Genomic DNA, 14,946 nt, shown 5'->3' on the forward strand with positions numbered 1-14,946 from the left:
CCCCTGATAGCGGAGGGGCTACAGTCCGGCAAGCAAAGCGACCGGGGAGGGCGCGCGTGGCAGCACAAACGGGACATTCGCAGACAGGGCTTTGGCTTGGTGGCGGCGCGATCGTGATCGCGGCTGTCGTGGCGGCTGTTGTCTTGCGCCCAGAGCCTGAGGTCGCATCGCCTGCGCCCGTGATTGCGCCTGACGCCGTGGCTGTGCTGACGTCTGAGGATGCGCCGGATGCTGCTCTTGAGCCTGCAGAGACCAGCGCGCCGCGCTTTGACGTTGTGCGGGTCGAGCCGTCGGGGGCGATGGTGATCGCGGGGCAGGGCGTGCCGGGCGAAACCGTTGATATTCTGCTCAATGGCGAAATGATCGCGCAAGCCACCGTGGATGCCGCTGGCCGTTTCGCGACGTTGCAGCAGTTGGACCCAAGCACGGACCCGCAAGCGCTGTCCCTGTCCAGCGGGGAGGGTGCAGAGCGTCTGCTTTCGTCCGAAGAGGTGCTTTTGGCACCGCGCCCTGCCGAGACGGCAGAGGCTGCAGAACCCGCACCGCAAACCGTTCTTAAAGCGGATGCCGAGGGGGTGGAGGTGGTTCAACCGGGTCTGAGCGCGGATGTGCCGCCAGAGGTTGTGGATGCGGTCGCGCTCGACACGATCACCTATGCGCCGTCGGGCGAAGTGTCATTGGGCGGCCGGGCCAGCACCGATTTTGTGCGCATCTATCTGGATGACGCGCCAGTGCTGACCACACCTGTTGACCCGGATGGCCAATGGCGGACGGCGTTGCCGCAAGTCGACACGGGCGTTTACACCTTGCGGGTGGACGAGCTGGATGCCGAGGGTCGCGTGGCCTCGCGCGTGGAGACGCCGTTTCGGCGCGAAGACCGCGCCACTGTCGCGTCCGAGATTGAGGCGGCTCCGGGTGTCGATCTGGCCGTGAAGACCGTGCAGCCCGGTGCCACGCTGTGGGCTATCGCGGACGAACGGTATGGGGACGGCACGCTTTATGTGCGGGTCTTTGAGGCCAACCGTGACCGTATCCGTGATCCCGACCTGATCTATCCCGGTCAGGTCTTTACCATTCCGGACTAGTCTTCCCCAATCCCACGCCTTAGGATGTCTGGCCAGCCAGTTTCGGAGCCAGCTTTGCGCAATCTCGACACGTCCCGTTCGGACGACACCCCCCATGATGGCAGCCGCGCCGGTGCGTGGCCGATCCTTGTGCGTGTGGCGCCTTATCTGTGGCCCAGGAATGCGCCTGCGATGCGGGTCCGCGTGGTGCTGGCCATCGGCGTTCTGGTGTTGTCGAAGCTGATCGCAGTCGCCACGCCGTATTTCTTCAAGCTGGCCGTCGACACGTTGAGCGGGGAGGTCGAAAGCCCCACCGCCTTGCTGACCTTGGGTGCGGTTGGGCTGACGCTGGCCTATGGGGCCACGCGCCTTGTCTCGACCGGGTTTCAGCAGTTGCGCCTTGTGATTTTTGCACCCGTCACCGAACGCGCCTCGCGCCGCATCGCGTTGGAGGTGTTTGCCCATATCCACCGTCTTTCGTTGCGCTATCACCTGTCGCGCCAGACCGGCGCGCTGGCCCGGATTATCGACCGGGGTGTGGCGGGCATTCAGACGGTGCTGAGTGTGGCGCTCTTCTCCACCGGCCCCCTGATCCTGGAATTACTTTTGATTTGCGGGGTGTTACTGGGCGTCTTTGATGTACGTTTCGTGGCCATCGTGGCGGTCACGATCGTGGTATATGTCGCGTTCACCTTCATCGTCAGCGAATGGCGCGTGGGCCTGCGCCGCGAGATGAATGACCGCGACAAGGATATGAATCAAAAGGCGATGGACAGCCTCTTCAATTTCGAGACGGTCAAATATTTCGCCGCCTCGGGCCGCGAGGAAGCGCGCTATGAGGCGGCGTTGCGCACGTTTCAAAGCAGCTCGCTTCGGGTCACCTATTCGATGGCCGCGCTGAACTTCGGGCAGGCGTTTTTGATCACCGCGGGGCTGGTCGGCGTCATGGTTCTGGCAGCTGTGGGCGTGGAACGCGGCACGTTGACGGTTGGCGATTTCGTGATGGTCAACGCCTACATGCTACAGGTGATCGGTCCGCTCAATTTTCTTGGTGGTATTTACCGCCAACTCCGTCAATCGCTGGTCGATATGGACGAGATGTTCGGCCTTCTCGACCGCCCAACAGAGGTGAGCGAGAAACCGGGTGCCGCCGCGCTGGATGTCACGCGCGGAGAGGTCACGCTGAAAGACGCGCATTTTCACTACGACGCCAATCGCCCGATCCTGAAAGGCGTCGATATCCATGTGGCGGCCGGGGAAACCGTCGCCCTTGTCGGCCCGTCGGGGGCGGGCAAATCGACCATCGGGCGGCTCCTGTTTCGGTTCTACGATGTGACGGGGGGCGCGTTGGTGATCGACGGACAGGATGTGCGGGATGTGACGTTGCAAAGCCTGCAGGAACAGATCGGCGTGGTGCCGCAGGATACGGTGCTCTTTAACGACACGATTGGATACAATATCGCCTACGGAAACCCTGAGGCGGGGCCAGAGCAGATCGAAGCCGCCGCGCGCTCTGCGCAGATTTACGACTTCGTCATGGGCCTGCCGGACAAGTTTGAAACCCGCGTGGGCGAGCGCGGTTTGAAGTTGTCAGGGGGCGAAAAACAACGTGTCGGCATCGCGCGCACGCTGCTGAAAGACCCTCCGATCATCCTGCTGGACGAGGCAACCTCGGCGCTCGATTCCGAGACGGAGCGGGATATTCAGGATGCGCTGGACCGGATGAGCGAAGGCCGCTCGGTGCTGGTCATTGCGCACCGGCTCTCCACCGTTGTGGGCGCGGATCGCATCTATGTTCTGGAAGACGGCCAGGTGGTCGAAGAGGGGACGCATATCGCCCTTCTGGCCCAGGACGGGCGCTATGCCCGCATGTGGGCGCGCCAACTCCGCGAAGAGGCCGCGTAACACCTCATTAAGGTTAACGCGGCCCCGCCCTGTTTCATCTTTGTCTAAATACTCTCGCCGAAGGCGGGCGGGTCGCTCGCCTCAATCGCAAGGCTACTCGGCAGCGACAGCGGCATCCGTGAGCTTGCCCAAAGCACCTGTCATCATTTTGAGAACCTCGGCATCTGCAGGAACGCCGTGGGTTTCTGCCAGAGATGCGGGGTCGTGATAGGTGACCTGCACCTGTCCGTCCGCGTCCTCATAGGCCAGCACGCGCAGGGGCAGATCAAGCCCGGCAGTGATCGCGGCCTGCATCGCGGGCGTTCCCAGCTTGGGGTTGCCGAACATCAGCATCTGCGCAGGGGCCAGCTCGGACCCGACGCTTTCAGCGCCTTTCGCGTGATCGACGCGGGCAAAGACAGTTGCGCCTGCGTTGCCGACAGCAGCTTCCAGACGGTCGATGGTGACCGCAACGGAATGTGGGCTGGGTTTGCTGATCAGGTCTGCGGCAAAGGCAGCGGGGGCCGCGATGCATAGGGCAAGGGTGCAAAGGGTGGAACGCAAGGGCATGAAAGTCTCTCCTGATATGTCAGGAGGCCACTATGGCCGAGGCAATCCATAAACGGGCGTCACAAGCGCGTGACGCCCGTATGTTGCGCGTTACTCTGCCGCTTTGAGCGGTGCGAGGGATGGTGTGGAGGTCTCCGGGTCGTCCCAGATGATCTCGGGTGCTTTGACGCGGGCGGTTTCGCGCGACAGGGCCCAGTCCTGTGCCGCGCGGCTGGATTTGCCCATCGACATCTTTGCCAATAGCTGCGCCAGCCATTGCGCATAGGTGCTCACCCAGACCCGCAGGGCCAGCATCGACGGGGTGAAGACCAGTGTCAGCACAGTCGCGATACCCAGACCGAAGACCACAGCGGTGGCAAGCTGTTTCCACCATAGCGCTGTCGGGCTGTCGATGGAATAACCGCCGCCTATGAAATCAAGGCTGAGACCAAACATCATCGGCGCGAGGCCTGCCATGGTCGTGATCGTCGTCAGCAAGACCGGGCGGATACGCGCTTCGGCAGTGCGCACGATGGCCTCGATCCGGGGCATGTAGCGGGAATATTCCTGATAGGTGTCGATCAGAACAATGTTGTTGTTTACCACGATCCCGGCCAGCGCGACGATCCCTGTGCCGGTCATGATGATCGAGAACGGTTGATTCATGACCAGCATCCCGATCAGCACGCCTGTCGTTGACAGGACCACCGCCAGCAGCACCAGAACGGCGTTATAAAAGCTGTTGAACTGCGCCAGCAGGATGATGAACATCAGACCCAGTGCGCCAGCAAAGGCGCTCATCAGGAATTGACCGCTTTCTTCCTGTTCTTCCTGGTCGCCAGTCCATTCAAAGCTGACCCCTTGGGGCAGGGCATCACCACTGTTGAGCCATTCGCTTAGCACGCCGATCCGCTCGTTTGCATTGATCGGTGCGCCGTCTTCATTGACCAGACCCGGAAGCACATCGGCTTTCACATCGTAGTAACGCTGCTGATCGACCCGGTCGATCTGTGCCAGTTTGGCGACCGGCTTGCGGGTTATGAAGTTGGACAGCGGCACAAGCCCGTCCGACGTGCGCACCTTGAGGTTATCAAGGGTCGAGAGAACACGGTCATCTTCTGGCAAACGCACACGGATGTCGATTTCCTCGTCCGAGCTGTCGACCCGCATCGTGTCCAGCAGAATGCCGCGTGTGACCAATTGCACCATGGCACCGACAGTGACCACGTCCGCCCCGTAGCGGCCTGCTTTCTCGACATCGACGTCGATCTGCCAGTCGATGCCGGGCAAGGGCAGGGTGTCTTCGATCAGGGTCAGGCCTTCTGTTGCCTCGAAGCGTGTGCGCGCGATACGGGCGGCCTCTTCGAGGGTTTCAAGGCTGTCGCCTTTCAGACGCAGATGCACAGGTTTGCCGGATGCAGGGCCTTGCGCCAGTTCCGAGATTTCGGTTTCGATTCCGGGGATCGTGGCCAGTTGAATGGCCAGCTCGTCAATCACCACATTGCCGTCCAGTGACGGATCATCGGCGCGGTCTTCCCACGGGATCGTCTCGAACTGGATTTGGCCGACCGTGTCACGCGGGATCGCGGCACCGGAGGCGTCGGTGTTCAGCCCGCCCTGACCTGCGAAGGCGAAGGTGTTGACGACACCGGGATGCGCTTCGACGATGTCTTCGGCTTGCCGCAGAAGCGCGTCCTTTTCGTCAAGCGACAGGTTTCCGCGGGCGCGGACATAGGCGATGGCCTGTTCGGGCTCGGATTCCACAAAGAACTCCACCCCGTTATTGTTTTGGGTGAAGGTTATGAAGATTGTCACGACGAAGGCCGCGATAAGACCGATGGAGAGGATCGGCATGATCGGGTTGCCCGCGATGACCTTGATGAAGCGGCCAAACGGGGTGCGTTTGTGACCCGCTTTGATCTTGCGCGGGGCGCGGCGTCGTTCGACTGCTCCCATGACAACGGACAGGCTCAGCGCGCCGACAAGGAACATCACGACGCCCACAATCGTGCCCAAGGCGCCCGCGTTTGGGCCAAAGAGATAGGCAGGGTTCAGCAGCTTCATCGCGCCGATGAACACCAGGCCAAGGGCAGGGATCAGCAAGGCGGCGCGAGCAATCCACGGATAGCCGCGCAGCACGTTCGAGGTGCGCTCGATATTGCGGGAGATGCGACCGGTTACGCCGCCCATGACGGGTAGATAGATCAGCGCCACGACCAGTGAGGCCGACAGCACAAAGATCAGGGTGACGGGTAGCATGCCCATGAACTCGCCCGGAACGCCGGGCCAGAAAAGCATGGGCAGAAACGCGCAGAGCGTCGTCGCGGTGGAGCTGACAACAGGCCAGAACATGCGTTGCGCAGCCTCGACATAGGCCGCCATCGGGCCAGAGCCTTCCCTGATACGCCGGTCGGCATACTCGACAACCACGATGGCCCCGTCGACCAGCATCCCCACGGCAAGGATCAGGCCGAACATCACGATGTTCGAGATCGACACGCCCATCACGGCGAGGAACGCGAAACACAGCAGGAACGAGGTCGGGATTGCAAAGCCCACCAGCAGCGCCGAGCGCGAGCCGAGCGACGCAAGCACGACGATCATCACCAGCGCGATGGCGGTCAAAACGGAGCCTTCCAATTGGCTGACCATCGAAGCAACCTGCCGCGACATATCGTTGGAGGTGCCAACCTGAATGGCGCTTTGCAGCTCGGGCGGCCAGCTTTCCTGTTCAGCGGCGACTTGCGCCTTTACGAGTTCTGCGGTGTCGATCAGGTTAAAACCCTTGCGCTTCACGACCTGCAAAGCGACCGTGTTGACGCCGTTAAAGCGCGCGGTGCCTTCGCGATCCTCGAAGGTCAGGTTTATATCGGCCAGATCGCCCAACGTGATGACCCGGTCGCCTTCGGTCTTGACGGGCAGGGCGTAAATGTCCGGCGTATCATCGAACGAGGAGGGGATTTTCACAGCAAACGCGCCGCTGGCGGTTTCGACCTCACCGGCGGCGATCAACTGGTTGTTGTTTGTTACAACGTTGATCAACTCGCCCGCGGTGATGTTGTAGGCTTCAAGCCGCAGCGGGTCGATCACGACCTCGACCATTTCGTCGCGCTGACCTGCAAGCCCGGCTTCCAAAACCGGCTCCAGCCCTTCAAGACGATCCTGCAGGTCTTTTGCAATACGCACCAAAGTGCGTTCAGGCACATCGCCGGTCAGGTTCACGATGATGATCGGAAATTCGGAGAAGTTGATCTCGTTGATAGAATATTGCTCGGCCCCGGTAGGGAAATCGGCTGCTGCCTTTTGCATGGCGTCACGGACATCGGCCATGATTGCGGTCTTGTCCCAGCCGAATTCGAATTCCAGCGCGACACCGGCATAGTTTTCAGCCGCCGTCCCGGACATGGTTTTCAGACCGTCCAGATCGGACAGCTCCGTCTCCATCGGTTTGACCAAAAGCGTTTCGGCGTCTTCCGCCGAGATGCCGGGGAATGCCACCGATACGAACAGGGCCGGGATCTCGATGTCAGGCTCGCCCTCCTTGGGCAGGCCGACATAGGCGAAACCGCCGACCAGAATCGACAAGACGATAAACGCCATGACCATCCGCGCGCGGTTGGCGGCCCATGCGACGACACCGATCATTGGTTGGCCTCTTGATAGGTTACATCGACCGGCACGCCATCAATCACGAACTCCTGTCCGATGGTGATAATCTCGGCCTCTTCTTCAAGGCCGCCGATCCAGACCCCATCAATCGTGTCGCGCAGATAGACGATGGGGCGAAACTGTGCAGCGCCGTCCTCGACCACGCGCACGCCGATTGTGCCTTCATCCGACAAGGTCAGCGCGGAACCAGGGATCAGATGCGCCTGCGCGCCGTCTGACGCGATCACGATCTCGGCGGTTTGACCGTCGCGGATTGTCAGATCGCCGTTTGGCACCTCGATTTCCACGCGGAAGGTGCGGGTTGTGTCATCGGCAGAGCGTGACAGGAACGTCACGCGGCCTTGCACCTGCTCGCCCGTGGCCAGCGTGGCACCCGCCGTGGCACCGACAGTGACACGGTTGACCTCGGTTTCAGGCACAAAGCCCACCAGTTTGATCGGGTTCAGCTGAATGATCGTCGCGCAATGTCCGCCGGGTTGCAGCAGCGAGCCCAGCTCTGCCGCGTCGCTTTCCAGCAGACCGGCGAAGGGGGCTGTGATATTGAGCCGCTCCAGCTCTTTCTTGGCCGCTTGCACCGAGGCCTCTGCCGATTGCAGCGTGGCTTGAGCGCCGACGGCGCGGGTTTCAGACGCGAAACCGCCTTCTGCCAGACGGGCGGCTGCGGTGTTGTTGATTTGCGCTTCGGCCAGGCGGGCCTCTGCTTCGCTCAACATTGCGTCCCGGGTGCCGGGATCAAGCTGGCACAAAAGCTGACCCGCTTCGACATAAGCGCCTTTGCGCAGCGGGTCCGAGATCACAAGGCCCGAGGTTTCAGCGCGCACATCGACCTGACGCGCGGCTTCGGTGCGGCCGCGCACCAGCACGGCGCTGTCGATTTCCTGCGCGACCGAGCGCATGGCGACGACCGACACGCGTTCGGCGCTGTCCTCAATGGTTTCGCTTTGGGCTTCTTCATCTTCGGTGACGGCAGCAAAGGCCAAAAGCGCATCGCGTTCGAACACGACCATGTAAAGGCTGGCTGTCACCAGAATTGCGGTGAGAAGTGAAATGAGTCGCATCGAATGTCTCGTTTATCTTTCTGCAGTGTTGGAACGTGGCGTAAACCACGCCGCAAGTCGCGATGTGAGTTTCACTTACATAGCGACTTTGCGGTAAACTAACCAGTTCAGATTAAAAAATTTATCTACCTCTCGCAAGAAATCACCTGTGCGTCACGGCACATCCGCCTTGGCAATCGTGCGGAAGTCACGGTAAGAGGGGCAAAATGCCGGTGGGAGGCCGTTTGTGAGCGATACCGACAGCTTTATTGAAGAGGTCAGCGAAGAGGTCCGTCGGGACCGTCTTTTCAACCTGTTGCGCCGTTATGGCTGGATTGCCGCAGCGCTTGTGGTGCTGGTCGTGGGGGGGGCTGCCTTCAACGAATTTCGCAAAGCATCTGAGCGCGCCGAGGCACAGGCGCGCGGCGATGCTTTGCTGGCTGCTTTGGAACAGCCCGAACCGGGGGAGGCGCTGGCCTCTGTCGCGACGGATGGCTCGGTGCCCGCGCTGATGCTGGCGGCTGCCGCTCTTGAAGAAGAAGGCAAGCTGGAAGAAGCTGCCGCACAGCTTGATCTGCTTGCCGTTAATCAAGACGCGCCGGCGATCTACCGCGATGTGGCAACGCTCAAATCGGTGATGTTGCGCGCCGAGACGCTAAGTGCCGATGACAAGCGCACGCGACTGACGCAATTGACCGCGCCGGGCAATCCGTTGCGGCTTCTCGCAGAAGAGCAACTTGCGCTTATCGACATCGAAACGGGCGATCTGGATGCCGCTGCGGCCCGTCTGGACGCGATCGAGAGTGACGCCGAGACAAGTGCGGGCTTGCGCCTGCGCGTCGGGCAGTTGAAACTGGCCTTGGGTCTGGCACCGCAAGGGTCAGGCGATGCAGCTGATGATCCAGCTGCAGAAGGCGAATAAAAGGATGCCGGGCAAGGCCACGCCACGCCCCGGATTGACAGGAATGAGGGTTTCGCAGTGACGCATGCACGCCGGATTTGTCTTTTGGGGGCGATTGCCCTGTTGGCCGCCTGCGGCAACCGCGAGGTTATTCTGGAAGGGGAGCGCCTTGATTTGCGCGCGCCACTGGATCCCGAAGACGCTGTTGTCGAAGAGGTTGTGGATGTCTCGACCGACATCACGCTCCCCGCGCAGGTGAACCATGCCGAATGGACCCACCGCAATGGCACCGCGTCGCACCGCATCCAGCATCCGGCGTTGTCGCGCACGCTGGCCTCGGTCTGGTCGTCCAATATTGGCTCGGGCGACAGCCGGAAGCACCGCATCACCGCCGACCCGGTCGTGAGTGCGGGTCGCATCTTTGCGCTGGACAGTCAGGCGACGGTCAGCGCGACCTCCACCTCTGGTGAACAAATTTGGTCGCGGGATCTGACACCGCCTATGGATCGCTCCTCCGATGCGTCGGGTGGCGGTTTGGCTGTGGCAGGGGACACGGTTTTTGTCACCACCGGCTTTGGCGAGTTGAGCGCGCTTGACGTCGCCACCGGTGCCGAGAAATGGGTGCAGGAACTGGACGGCGCCACGACAGGTGCGCCTACCGTCAGTGACGGTCTGGTCTACGTGATTTCGCGCGACAGCCAAGGCTGGGCGATCAACGCCGACACCGGCCGCATCGAATGGTCGGTCACCGGCACGCCGAGCCCGTCGAACATGGTCGGCGGCGCTGGCCCCGTTGTGGGCGACAAGCTGGCCGTCTTCGCCTTCGGCTCGGGTGAGCTGGTCGGCGCGTTCCGCAAAGGCGGCGTGCAGGTTTGGAATTCGTCGGTCTCCGGCGCGCGTCAGGGGCGGGCTTACACCACGGTCACCGATATCACGGGCGATCCGGTCATTGACGGCGACGTGATTTACGCCGCCAACCAGTCAGGCCGCATCGTGGCGCTGAATGCAGGCTCGGGCGAGCGTATCTGGACCGCCAAGGAAGGCGCCTATAGCCCGGTGTGGCCCTCGGATAATGCGGTTTTCCTTGCCTCGGATGAAGGCAAGCTGGTGCGTCTTGAGGCGGCAACAGGTGCCGAGGTCTGGTCGGTCGATCTGCCCTATTTCAAGAAAGAACGTCCGCGCCGCAAGAAAGCGGTCTTTGCCCATTACGGCCCCGTTTTGGCAGGCGGTCGTTTGATCGTGGCCTCCAGCGACGGTCTGATCCGCAGCTTTGATCCGGTCAGCGGTGCGCTGATCTCGACCGTGGATATTCCGGGCGGGGCGACGACCAACCCGGTTGTGGTCAATGGGACACTCTACGTGGTCTCCGGGCGCGGCACGCTGCACGCGTACCGGTAATTTCGGCGCTTTCCGTTGACGCTTTGATGCTGTAAGCGGCGGGCTTGATCCTGTCGGAGAGCGGAAAATGTCGTTCACGCTGGCCATTGTCGGCCGTCCCAATGTTGGTAAATCCACGCTGTTCAACCGTCTGGTGGGCAAGCGTCTGGCGCTGGTGGATGACCAGCCCGGTGTGACGCGCGATTTGCGCGAAGGCGAGGCGCGACTGGGCGATCTGCGCTTCACGGTGATTGATACCGCCGGTCTGGAAGAGGCGACGGATGCGTCACTGCAAGGCCGGATGCGCCGCCTGACCGAGCGCGCGGTGGACATGGCTGATGTATGCCTGTTCATGATTGATGCGCGGGCAGGGGTCTTGCCCGCAGACGAGGTTTTTGCCGAGATTTTGCGCAAACGCTCCGAGCATGTGTTTTTGGCCGCCAACAAGGCGGAAGGCCGGGCCGCCGAAGCGGGTGTTTTGGAGGCCTACGGTTTGGGTCTGGGCGACCCGCTGCGCATTTCGGCAGAGCATGGCGAAGGGTTGGAAGACCTCTATGCAGCGCTCATGCCCCTCGCGGACGTCTTCGCCGAGAAGGCGGCTGCAGATGCGCCCGAGGTCGATGTCGAGGTTGAGGATGGCGACGAGGATGGCCCGCGCAAACTGACCAAGGAAAAGCCTCTGCAGGTGGCCGTGATTGGCCGCCCGAATGCGGGCAAATCCACGTTGATTAACAAGATCATCGGGGAGGATCGCTTGCTGACCGGGCCGGAGGCCGGGATCACGCGTGACGCGATTTCTGTGATGGCGCAATGGGGCGATACGCCCGTGCGCATTTTCGACACCGCAGGCATGCGCAAACGCGCCAAGGTTCAGGAAAAGCTGGAGAAGCTTTCGGTCTCGGACGGGCTCCGCGCGGTGAAATTTGCCGAAGTTGTGGTCGTTCTGCTGGATGCGGATATCCCGTTTGAGCAGCAGGATTTGCGCATCGCGGACCTTGCCGAGCGCGAAGGCCGCGCGGTGGTGGTCGCGATCAACAAATGGGATCTGGAGCCGGAAAAGCAGGCCAAACTGCGCGATCTGCGCGAGAAATTTGAACGCTTGCTGCCGCAGCTGCGGGGCGCGCCGCTGGTGACGGTTTCGGCCAAGACCGGCAAGGGTTTGGACCGGCTAGAGGCCGCGATCCTGCGCGCACATGAGGTCTGGAACCGTCGGGTGACGACGTCTCAACTGAACCGTTGGTTGTCGGACATGGTCGAGGCGCACCCGCCCCCCGCGCCGGGCGGACGCCGCATCAAGCTGCGCTATGCCACGCAAGTGAAGACGCGCCCTCCGGGGTTTGTGGTGATGTGTTCGCTGCCTGAGAAGCTGCCGGAAAGCTATTCACGCTATCTTATCAACGGGTTGCGGGACGACTTTGATATGCCGGGGACGCCGATCCGGCTGACCATGCGCTCTCAGGCGGACAAGAACCCCTACAAGGACAAGAAGAAGTCCACGCCGTCGCGGCTGCGCAAGCATCTGGGCAAGGGGCGCGCGGACGAGTAGAGCGCCATGCGCGCGCTTTGGCTTTAGCTTGAGCGGCCCCAGCTGAAGACCAGCGCGATGATGCCCGCCCCGCAAAGCGCGAGAATGGGGGTGCTGCCGCCCCAATTTGCGACCATCACGGCCACCAGCGCCCAAACGACCGTCGCGCCATATTCCGGCGCGCGGTGGGTGCGGTCCTGGATGATGAAGGCAAAGACGATGGCAAGGGCCAGCGCGATCAGGGCGGCGGTCTCCTCGGCCACTATGCCGTAGCCTGCGAGCATCAAGCCGACCGACACAAAGCTCGCAGCGCTCAGCCAGCCTGCATAGACTGCGACAGGGGTCTGCAAGACCCAGCGGTCCTGGCGATTGGTTGTCTTGAAGAACGCCCAAAGGGCCGCAAGCAGCATCGCCCAGATCATTGCCGTGGCGGCAGGCGGGTTCTGGCTGGCCACCATCAACCACGGTGCGCCGATCACAAGCGAGATGATAAGCGGCAGGCGCACAGCGTCCCAGGCCGGGTCGTCTTTGCGCTTCAAAAGTCCGAACCCTGCATGAAGGATGAGCCCGATATAGATCGGTCCCCAGATCGCGAAGGCGTAACCCGCGGGCTGCACGGGCGGGTCCTCTTGCGGGACGGGATAGAGGTTGGGGTCAAACCCGTCGAACGGTGAAAAGAACGGCGCCGCCGCAAAAGCCAGAGCGGCGAGAAGCAGGAAGAGGGCTTTGATCATAGTGAAAACTTACTTGCGAAAAGACTGTCGAGTGAGAACGCCCCAATAACTTCACGGTTCCGCGTGGCCGACAAGGGGTTGCGGCGCAGATAGCTGATCTTGGCGTCCATCTTGCCACGGCGCTCGCGGATGTTCTCGCCATGATTGACGATATAAAGGCCTGCGGGAAATGGGATCGGCTCAAGCGCAAAGCCATAGGCGGCGAGGTTTTCGTGCATGTCCTTATGCTTTCCCCGCGCGTTCAGCGGCTCGGCAAAGAGGGGACCTTGGCGGAAATCGAACCGGGCGGCGACGCAAGAGCCGCATTCGCGGTTGAAGGGTTTGGCAAAGGGCCAGCGTAGGCTGCGCGGCCCTAGATAGCCCATGCGCTTGCTGTCCATATCGACCATGTAGCCACGGGTGATGTAGTAGCCCTGACCATTATTGTCAGACGTGATGTAGGCCACCAGATCGGGGTGCAGAATGTCATCGGCATCAAGTTGAAACAGGTAACCGTCGCCGGTTTCGGTCTGGCTCAGATGCTTGGTCATGGCGCGTATCTTGTGCCATTTGTCGAAGGTCAGCGCGGTTTTGTCGGTTTCGGTGTCTGGCGTCTGATAGGCCAGAAACTGCACATGATCGTCGAATGCGATACCGTCTGGCTGGTCCTGTCCGCAAATCACCATGCGCCAGCGCGCGCTGGTCTGGTTGCGCAGGCCGCCCACGGTGGCTGCGAGGTTCTGGCAGATCACCTCCCAATCAAAGGCGCGATTCTTCGAGATAAGCGGGGTGGCAAAGATCACCTCGGGCGCGTCTGAAGGCGGCAAACAGGGGTTCTTCGCCTGCCAAGCCGCGCCTTTTTCGCGCAGTTTGGCAAGTTCGTTGCGCCGGTCGGAGCGTTGGCTCACGCAAGCGCTCCATCCGCTGTGATCGTCGTCTTGCCGCCCAGATACGGGGCAAGAACGTCGGGCAGGGCGACCGAGCCGTCCTCTTGCTGGCCGTTCTCCAGCACTGCGATCAGGCAGCGCCCCACAGCAAGGCCAGAGCCGTTGAGCGTGTGCACAAACTGCGGTTTGCCGCCCTCTGTCGGTTTGAAACGTGCGTTCATGCGGCGGGCCTGAAAGTCGCCACAGACCGAGACGGAGCTGATCTCGCGGTAGGTGTCCTGACCGGGCAGCCAGACCTCGATATCGTGGGTCTTGCGCGCACTAAAGCCCATATCGCCGGTGCACAGCACAATCGTGCGGTAGGGCAGACCCAGCTTTTCCAGAATCGCTTCGGCGCAGCCGGTCATGCGGGCGTGTTCCTCAAGCGAGTGATCGGGGTGAGTCACGCTGACCATCTCGACCTTTTCGAACTGGTGCTGACGCAGCATGCCGGACGTGTCACGCCCCGCGCTGCCAGCCTCAGAGCGAAAGCACAGCGAATGGGCGGTGTAGCGGCGGGGTAGATAGCTTTCCTCGATCACCGCGCCGTTTACCAGATTGGTCAGCGAAACCTCGGAGGTGGGGATCAGCCACCAGCCTTCGCGGGTCAGGTAGCTGTCCTCGCCGAACTTGGGCAATTGTCCGGTGCCATACATCATCTCCTCGCGCACCAGCACGGGTGCGTTGGTTTCCGTCAGTCCGTGTTCATCGACATGGGTGTCGATCATGAATTGGGCCAGCGCGCGGTGCAGGCGGGCAACGGACCCAGACAGCACCACAAAGCGCGAGCCAGAGAGTTTCGCGGCGGTCTCGAAATCCATGCCGGATTGGACGGCGGGCAGCTCGTAATGCTCGACCGGTTTGAAATCAAAGCTGCGCGGGGTGCCCCAGCGCTTGATCTCGACATTGTCATCTTCGTCTTCGCCGTCCGGCACCTCGTCAAAGGGCAGATTAGGCAGCCCCATCAGCAGATCGGTCAGCTTGGCGTCTTCGGCCTTGGCCTCGTCATTCAGGCGCGCAATCTCGGCCTTTTTCTCGGCCACCAGCGCGCGCAGACGCTCAAATTCGACTTCATCGCCCCGGCCCTTGGCGGCGCCAACTTCCTTAGAGGCCTTGTTTTGCTCGGCCTGCGCTGTCTCCGCTGCCAGAATCTTGGCCCGGCGCGCCTCATCCAGCGCCAAAATCTCGGCAGACACCGACTCAGCCCCAACCCGAGAGATCGCCGCATCGAAGGCAGCGGGGTTTTCGCGGATGGCACGAATATCATGCATGGGACTTGTCCTTGGTTGATGTCACCTGTC

The 14,946-nt window shown here is 61.7% G+C and carries 11 protein-coding genes; 5 read left to right on the forward strand and 6 right to left on the reverse strand.

Annotated features, from left to right (window positions below):
- Nucleotides 1-56: 56 nt before the first annotated feature.
- Together KUW67_RS06470 and KUW67_RS06475 are read left to right on the forward strand one after the other, a co-directional pair.
- Nucleotides 57-1,085 (forward strand): LysM peptidoglycan-binding domain-containing protein, encoded by a 1,029-nt coding sequence (locus KUW67_RS06470; RefSeq protein WP_224824481.1) that lies wholly within the window; start codon nucleotides 57-59, stop codon nucleotides 1,083-1,085.
- Nucleotides 1,086-1,109: 24 nt separating this feature from the next.
- Nucleotides 1,110-2,969, forward strand: coding sequence for an ABC transporter ATP-binding protein/permease (locus KUW67_RS06475; protein ID WP_224824482.1), 1,860 nt, complete (start codon nucleotides 1,110-1,112; stop codon nucleotides 2,967-2,969).
- A 93-nt stretch (nucleotides 2,970-3,062) separates the two neighbouring features.
- On the opposite strand, the gene KUW67_RS06480 is transcribed toward KUW67_RS06475, so the two are convergent.
- From KUW67_RS06480 to KUW67_RS06490, 3 genes are all read right to left on the reverse strand, one after another.
- Nucleotides 3,063-3,518, reverse strand: coding sequence for a DUF302 domain-containing protein (locus KUW67_RS06480; protein WP_224824483.1), 456 nt, complete (start codon nucleotides 3,516-3,518; stop codon nucleotides 3,063-3,065).
- A gap of 90 nt (nucleotides 3,519-3,608) precedes the next feature.
- Nucleotides 3,609-7,142 (reverse strand): efflux RND transporter permease subunit, encoded by a 3,534-nt coding sequence (locus tag KUW67_RS06485; protein ID WP_224824484.1) that lies wholly within the window; start codon nucleotides 7,140-7,142, stop codon nucleotides 3,609-3,611.
- Nucleotides 7,139-8,224 carry an efflux RND transporter periplasmic adaptor subunit gene (locus KUW67_RS06490; protein WP_224824485.1) on the reverse strand — a complete coding sequence of 362 codons (1,086 nt, stop codon included), beginning with the start codon at nucleotides 8,222-8,224 and terminating at the stop codon, nucleotides 7,139-7,141. Before KUW67_RS06490 ends, KUW67_RS06485 begins: the two co-directional genes overlap by 4 nt.
- 226 nt (nucleotides 8,225-8,450) lie before the next feature.
- On the opposite strand from KUW67_RS06490, the gene KUW67_RS06495 reads away from it, so the two are divergent.
- From KUW67_RS06495 to der, 3 genes are all read left to right on the forward strand, one after another.
- Nucleotides 8,451-9,125, forward strand: coding sequence for a hypothetical protein (locus KUW67_RS06495; RefSeq protein ID WP_224824486.1), 675 nt, complete (start codon nucleotides 8,451-8,453; stop codon nucleotides 9,123-9,125).
- Between the two features lie 57 nt (nucleotides 9,126-9,182).
- Nucleotides 9,183-10,502: a PQQ-like beta-propeller repeat protein gene (locus KUW67_RS06500; protein ID WP_224824487.1), complete on the forward strand. Its 1,320-nt coding sequence runs from the start codon at nucleotides 9,183-9,185 to the stop codon at nucleotides 10,500-10,502.
- Nucleotides 10,503-10,569: 67 nt separating this feature from the next.
- Nucleotides 10,570-12,027 (forward strand): ribosome biogenesis GTPase Der, encoded by a 1,458-nt coding sequence (gene der / locus KUW67_RS06505; RefSeq protein ID WP_224824488.1) that lies wholly within the window; start codon nucleotides 10,570-10,572, stop codon nucleotides 12,025-12,027.
- 23 nt (nucleotides 12,028-12,050) lie between these two features.
- On the opposite strand, the gene KUW67_RS06510 is transcribed toward der, so the two are convergent.
- From KUW67_RS06510 to serS, 3 genes are read right to left on the reverse strand one after another with little or no spacing between them, the layout of a single operon-like run.
- Complete coding sequence (locus tag KUW67_RS06510; protein ID WP_224824489.1) at nucleotides 12,051-12,740, reverse strand: hypothetical protein; 690 nt, start codon at nucleotides 12,738-12,740, stop codon at nucleotides 12,051-12,053.
- Entirely contained in the window at nucleotides 12,737-13,627 is an 891-nt protein-coding gene (locus KUW67_RS06515; protein WP_224824490.1) for a glycosyltransferase family 2 protein, read from the reverse strand. Before KUW67_RS06515 ends, KUW67_RS06510 begins: the two co-directional genes overlap by 4 nt.
- On the reverse strand, nucleotides 13,624-14,916 hold the full coding sequence (gene serS, locus KUW67_RS06520) for a serine--tRNA ligase (RefSeq protein WP_224824491.1): 1,293 nt from the start codon (nucleotides 14,914-14,916) through the stop codon (nucleotides 13,624-13,626). The genes KUW67_RS06515 and serS overlap by 4 nt, the downstream gene beginning before the upstream one ends.
- Nucleotides 14,917-14,946 lie beyond the last annotated feature (30 nt).

Source organism: Cognatishimia sp. MH4019, assembly GCF_020177595.1.
In the GTDB taxonomy this organism is placed as follows: Bacteria; Pseudomonadota; Alphaproteobacteria; order Rhodobacterales; family Rhodobacteraceae; genus JAHTBL01.

Bases quoted from the DNA above. Each gene is read 5' to 3' on its own strand.
- KUW67_RS06475 (WP_224824482.1), top strand. From the start codon at position 1,110: ATGTCTGGCCAGCCAGTTTCGGAGCCAGCTTTGCGCAATCTCGACACG.
- KUW67_RS06480 (WP_224824483.1), bottom strand. From the start codon at position 3,518: ATGCCCTTGCGTTCCACCCTTTGCACCCTTGCCCTATGCATCGCGGCC.
- KUW67_RS06485 (WP_224824484.1), bottom strand. From the start codon at position 7,142: ATGATCGGTGTCGTCGCATGGGCCGCCAACCGCGCGCGGATGGTCATG.
- KUW67_RS06490 (WP_224824485.1), bottom strand. From the start codon at position 8,224: ATGCGACTCATTTCACTTCTCACCGCAATTCTGGTGACAGCCAGCCTT.
- der (WP_224824488.1), top strand. From the start codon at position 10,570: ATGTCGTTCACGCTGGCCATTGTCGGCCGTCCCAATGTTGGTAAATCC.
- KUW67_RS06510 (WP_224824489.1), bottom strand. From the start codon at position 12,740: ATGATCAAAGCCCTCTTCCTGCTTCTCGCCGCTCTGGCTTTTGCGGCG.
- serS (WP_224824491.1), bottom strand. From the start codon at position 14,916: ATGCATGATATTCGTGCCATCCGCGAAAACCCCGCTGCCTTCGATGCG.